Raw genomic sequence first — 5207 nt, 5'->3', positions numbered from 1 at the left:
TTCGACGAGCGTTTCAAACCCGGCTTTAATTAAGGCGCTTAAGCCGCCACATAATACTGCCTGCTCGCCGAAGAGGTCGGTTTCGGTTTCTTCGCGGAATGTGGTTTCGAGGATACCAGCACGGGTACCACCAACGCCTTTAGCATAAGCCATCGCTCGATCGCGTGCTTGACCGGAGGCATCTTGATAGACAGCAAATAGAGCAGGTACCCCTTGACCTTTTTGGTACTCATAGCGCACCGTATGTCCGGGGCCTTTAGGCGCGACCATGATGACATCGACATCTGCTGGTGGCAAGACTTGCCCGAAGTGAATGTTAAATCCGTGGGCAAAAGCCAGCGTTTTACCCGCGCTCAGGTTTGGTTTAATCTCTTTTTCATAAATTTCCCGCTGGACTTCATCGGGCAGCAAAATCATAATCAAGTCTGCGGCGGCTGATGCTTCGGCGACTGTTTTGACGACTAAACCTTCGGCTTCGGCTTTGGCTGCCGATTTACTACCTGGGTAGAGACCGATTATTACTTTGACGCCACTATCTTTCAGGTTGAGAGCGTGAGCGTGACCTTGGGAACCATAACCGATAATTGCTACAGTTTTGCCGTTTAATAGGTCTAAATTAGCATCGGCATCATAATACATCTTGGCCACGATCGATCTCTCCTTAACCTGTAATTATCTCTAATATTTCCTACTCTAGCGTTACCAGCGAGTGTAGATTCACTCGCCATGTATTGCCGCAGGCAAAGCATTTTACCATGTCACGGTAGAGCGATCGCGATCTTTAGGTTTTAGGTTTTAGGTTTTAGGGAATAAAATGTGCCCCCGTCTCCCCGTCCCCCGTCCCCCAACTCCCAACTCCCAACTCCCATCTCCCTACAAACTAAATTTCCGACGGTAATTAGCGACAGATTCTACCAACCCGATCGCGATAAAATTGGTAATGAGTGCCGAGCCACCATAGCTGATCCACGGTAATGGTATCCCTGTTACGGGGGCAATCCCGATTGTCATGCTGATATTGACAATCACTTGAAAACCAATCATCGCAAATACGCCAATCGCCAGCAGCGAGCCAAAATTATTAGGCGCTTGACAGGCGACTCGGAGCAACCGCCAGCAGAACAAGAAAAAAGTTGCCAGCAAACAAATCGCGCCGACAAAACCCAGTTCTTCCCCGATCGACGAAAAGATAAAATCGGTATGCTGTTCGGGGATAAAATTGAGCTGCGTCTGGGTACCTTGATGGAGTCCCTGTCCCCAAAACTCTCCTGCTCCGATCGCAATTCGGGATTGAATTAAGTGATACCCAGCACCGAGCGGATATTTCTCAGGATTGAGAAAGACGATAAGACGGTCTTTTTGATATTCTTTGAGAATATGCCAAAATACCTGTCCGAGTAAACCAAAGCCAATATTCACCCCGAATGCCACTACAGAACTCACCCATCGCCAAGGCAATGTCAACCAGCCAACTACCCCCATCAAGACCGCCCAAATAATCCACAGGGGGATACTCAAGCTGTACAAAATTGCTGCCATCAGCGGCGATACGAGTAGCACCAGCCAGCCGGGATTGGCATTCGCCCAGTACAACATTCCCAGCGAGATCGCCCCAAATACCAAAGATGTCCCCAAATCTGGCTGAATAAATACCAACAACCAGGGTGGAACGGTAATTGCCAATGCCCGGAGAAATGTCGGCAGGGTATTCGCTGGACGACGATGTAAAATTGCTGCCAACGTAATAATCAGCGCCACTTTGGCAAACTCTGATGGCTGGACTGTCAGCCCTGCAATATTAATCCATCGTTGCGCCCCCTTGGCACTATTGCCTAGAAAGTCAACCGCCACTAGCAAACCAATACTCAAACCATAAGTAACCCAGTGCCAGCGCAGTAAATGATTGTAAGAGATCCGGGCGATTCCCAATGCGATCGCTAAACCAATTCCACCCACCAACCAGTGTTGCAGCCAATGAACCACTGGTTGATTTAACTCGGTACTGTGAATCATCACACCGCCAAAGAAAGTTAAACCTACAGTCATCAGCAACAGCAGCCAGTCCATCTGTTGCCAATGAATAAACAGATCTCGCCAGGGCGATCGATTTGATGAGGATTTGTACATGGGAAATTGGGGAAAGGGGAAAGGGTAGCGGGTAGGGGGAAATGGGAAATGGGGGAAGAGGTAAAAGGTAAAAGGTAAAAGGTAAAAAGTAATGGGTAATAATGGACGATCTCTATCAAGCCCAAAACCTAAAGCCTAATATCTAAAGCCTATTCCCTATTCCCTAAAGCCTAATATCTAAAGCCTAATACCTAGCCCAAAGCGGCGATCGAGACTTTGCCTGCGATCGATTTGGCGATGGCTGTTAGCGCTTTGGCTGAGGCGGATTCGGGATCGGCGATGACGATCGGGATACCAGTATCGCCGCTGGTGCGGACGGGGATTTCGAGGGGAATGCGCCCGAGTAGGGGGACACCGACTTCGGCGGCAAATTTTTCGCCACCATCGGAACCGAAAATATCATACTGTCGATCGGGCATATCTGGAGGAATAAAATAACTCATATTTTCGACAACGCCCAGCACGGTGGTAAATTTCTCAAACATCCGCAAGCCTTTGCGCGCATCGGCGAGGGCGACGGTTTGGGGTGTGGTGACAATTACGGCTCCTGCCATCGGGACGGCTTGCGCGAGGGTGAGTTGAGCGTCACCCGTTCCCGGTGGTAGATCGACGATCAGATAGTCTAGTTCGCCCCAGTTAACTTGATATAAGAATTGGCGGATGATCCCATTTAACATCGGCCCGCGCCAAATTACGGGCTGATCGCGATCGATCAAAAATGCCATCGATACTAGTTTGACGCCATGATTGCAGGCTGGTTCGAGGCTACCATCTGCCGTCGGTACCAATCGAATATCGCTCAAACCAAACATCAGCGGTGCATTGGGGCCATAAATATCGGCATCGAGTAGACCGACCTTTGCACCCAATTGAGCCAGGGCGACGGCTACATTTGCCGCTACGGTACTTTTGCCCACGCCCCCTTTACCGCTGGAGATGGCGACGATATTTTTGATGCGATCGATGCCTACCCGGTCTGGCAATCCCTTTTGCTGGGGAATTTCGGCAGTTACTTCAACTTCGACATCCGTCACGCCTGGAAGCGTTTTTACTGCCTGTTTGCATTCATCGACGATAAATTCCCGCAATGGGCAAGCAGGGGTCGTTAGTACGACGGTAAATTTGACTAAGCCACCATCTACCTGAATATTCCGAATCATATTCAGCTCGACCAGACTCTTTTGCAATTCTGGGTCTTGAACTGGTTTGAGTACTTCTAAAACGGCACTACGGTCTAACATCAGTATTTATATATTTTCGACTCTGGATTTAGTCTATAACCTAAATCACACCGTCGGTATCTTAGCTGGAAATAGCCTCCTTAGCAAAATGAGGTTTGGTGCGTCAGAGCATCCGGCTCTCGTCGCTTTCCAGTTCTGCCAATGCTTCTCTTGCCAGGGAATCTAGTTTCCCTGCGGCAGCATCTCGTTCGATTTGTTTATCCCAATTCTGTTCGTCTAAATCTAAAACCCATTCTGCAAGTTTGCCTAACTCTTGTGGGGAGAGTTTGAGAATTGCCGATTCAATGTCTTCAACTGCTGCAAACATTTTCTCACGGGAGGTATTTTTGCTATTTTACAATAAATCATCTATTTCATGGCTCGATCGTTGCTCTAAATCACTACTTGCTCGCTCCTACAGCCGATCGATTAGCCAAAGGATTGCGATGCCCTACAGTTGTACCGTTAATTTTATTTAAGATTTGGAGGATGGATTTGATTCTGAACTAACGAGTATACGGGAATCCTCAATGGGGATCGTCGATCGATTGGGAAAACCCGCATAGAGAAAATAATTCATTTCTGATAGGGTGATAAACATAAGATCTATCTTTTGATTTCGTTCTCACACGAGACAATTGCACACTAAGTTACCCGACCCATTTGTGTGTCTGGATGTCACGATCCGATGTTGTCATAACTACACTGAAATCCAGCCGATATTTGAAGACTCGTTCGTTGGCGTAGCCTCTCCTCTGGAGAATCGAACTTCTTGGCTTCCCCCCTGACATCTATCTGCCCGAGCCACTACCTCATCATCGATCGTGAAAATATCGGACGCATTTACCATTGACAGCAGTTCTGCGAGCGATGTTCGTACGCAACGGCAGGGGCAACAAATAGCGCGGATTGCCAGTCTGACAGTGATTTTCGTCGGTTGTGCGGTCTTAGTTGGCTGGATATTAGACCTGGGATGGCTCAAGAGTTTCATCCCAGGAGCGGCGACGATGAAAGTCAATACCGCTCTTTGTTTCGTGGGGGCGGGGATCTCGCTGAGGCTGCTAGCTTACACTCGCAGTCCGCTCAAGGCTCGAATTGTCAATGGCTTGACGATCGCCATCGCCCTCACCGCACTTCTGACCATTTGTCAATATGTCTTCGGATGGAATCTGGGCATCGACGAACTCATATTCAAAGATCTGGGTTCTCCAGCCACATCGTATCCGGGTCGGATGGGTGTCAATACAGCAGTCAATTTTGGCTTGACAGGTGCAGCACTGTGGCTGTTGAATCTTCAGGATTATCCTTCAGATAGGCTTCGCCAACGACCACCGTCGCGTCCACAGCACCGAGTCCGAGTGGACACGATCGCGATCGCCCAAAGTTTAGCACTAATCGTGGGGGCGATCGCGCTTCAAGCTGTGGTGGGGTACGCTTACAATGTCCGAGTGTTTTATCAATTTACTATGTTGACGACCTCGATGGCACTACATACCGCTGTGGGTTTCGTGGTGTTAGCGGTGGGAATGTTGGCACTTAGAAGCGATCGCGTCTGGATGCGATCGCTCACGGCAAATCTAATGGGTGGTGATATTGCCAGAAGATTTATACCGACGACGATCGTGCTACCTTTGCTAGTTGGTTGGCTGATTTTGCAGGGTGTCAACGCCAATTTGTACGACCCAAACTTTGCGTTGTCACTGATGTCAATGTCGTTGGTAGGGATTGCACTAGGACTGATTGCCAAAAATGCCGATATCATCAATAGCATCGATGACGATCGCCTCCGATCGAACGATCGGAGGCGATCGAGTGAAGAACGGCTCAAACATGCGCTTCAGGGCGCAAGACAAGGAACGT

At 48.9% G+C, this 5207-nt stretch carries 4 protein-coding genes and 1 pseudogene; 1 reads left to right on the top strand and 4 read right to left on the bottom strand.

Annotated elements, in window-relative coordinates; translation table 11 throughout:
- From ilvC to RMO52_RS03475, 4 genes are all read right to left on the bottom strand, one after another.
- Window positions 1–648, bottom strand: a 648-nt coding sequence (gene ilvC, locus RMO52_RS03490) for a ketol-acid reductoisomerase (RefSeq protein ID WP_310410866.1), incomplete at its 3' end; no start/stop codon positions are given.
- 225 nt (window positions 649–873) lie between these two features.
- Window positions 874–2127, bottom strand: coding sequence for a rod shape-determining protein RodA (gene rodA / locus RMO52_RS03485; RefSeq protein ID WP_309738705.1), 1254 nt, complete (start codon window positions 2125–2127; stop codon window positions 874–876).
- A gap of 191 nt (window positions 2128–2318) precedes the next feature.
- Window positions 2319–3368, bottom strand: coding sequence for an Mrp/NBP35 family ATP-binding protein (locus RMO52_RS03480; RefSeq protein WP_310410863.1), 1050 nt, complete (start codon window positions 3366–3368; stop codon window positions 2319–2321).
- A gap of 103 nt (window positions 3369–3471) precedes the next feature.
- Window positions 3472–3675 carry a hypothetical protein gene (locus RMO52_RS03475; protein ID WP_310410859.1) on the bottom strand — a complete coding sequence of 68 codons (204 nt, stop codon included), beginning with the start codon at window positions 3673–3675 and terminating at the stop codon, window positions 3472–3474.
- A gap of 496 nt (window positions 3676–4171) precedes the next feature.
- On the opposite strand from RMO52_RS03475, the pseudogene RMO52_RS03470 reads away from it, so the two are divergent.
- Window positions 4172–5207: pseudogene (locus RMO52_RS03470) on the top strand (hypothetical protein); the annotation flags it as partial.

Origin of the sequence: Chamaesiphon sp. OTE_8_metabat_110, assembly GCF_031382685.1 — a bacterium.
In the GTDB taxonomy this organism is placed as follows: Bacteria; Cyanobacteriota; Cyanobacteriia; order Cyanobacteriales; family Chamaesiphonaceae; genus Chamaesiphon.
Note: the sequence above shows the minus strand (reverse complement) of the source record. Positions and strands in the feature narration are given on the sequence as shown.

Bases quoted from the DNA above. Each gene is read 5' to 3' on its own strand.
- rodA (WP_309738705.1), bottom strand. From the start codon at position 2,127: ATGTACAAATCCTCATCAAATCGATCGCCCTGGCGAGATCTGTTTATT.
- RMO52_RS03480 (WP_310410863.1), bottom strand. From the start codon at position 3,368: ATGTTAGACCGTAGTGCCGTTTTAGAAGTACTCAAACCAGTTCAAGAC.
- RMO52_RS03475 (WP_310410859.1), bottom strand. From the start codon at position 3,675: ATGTTTGCAGCAGTTGAAGACATTGAATCGGCAATTCTCAAACTCTCC.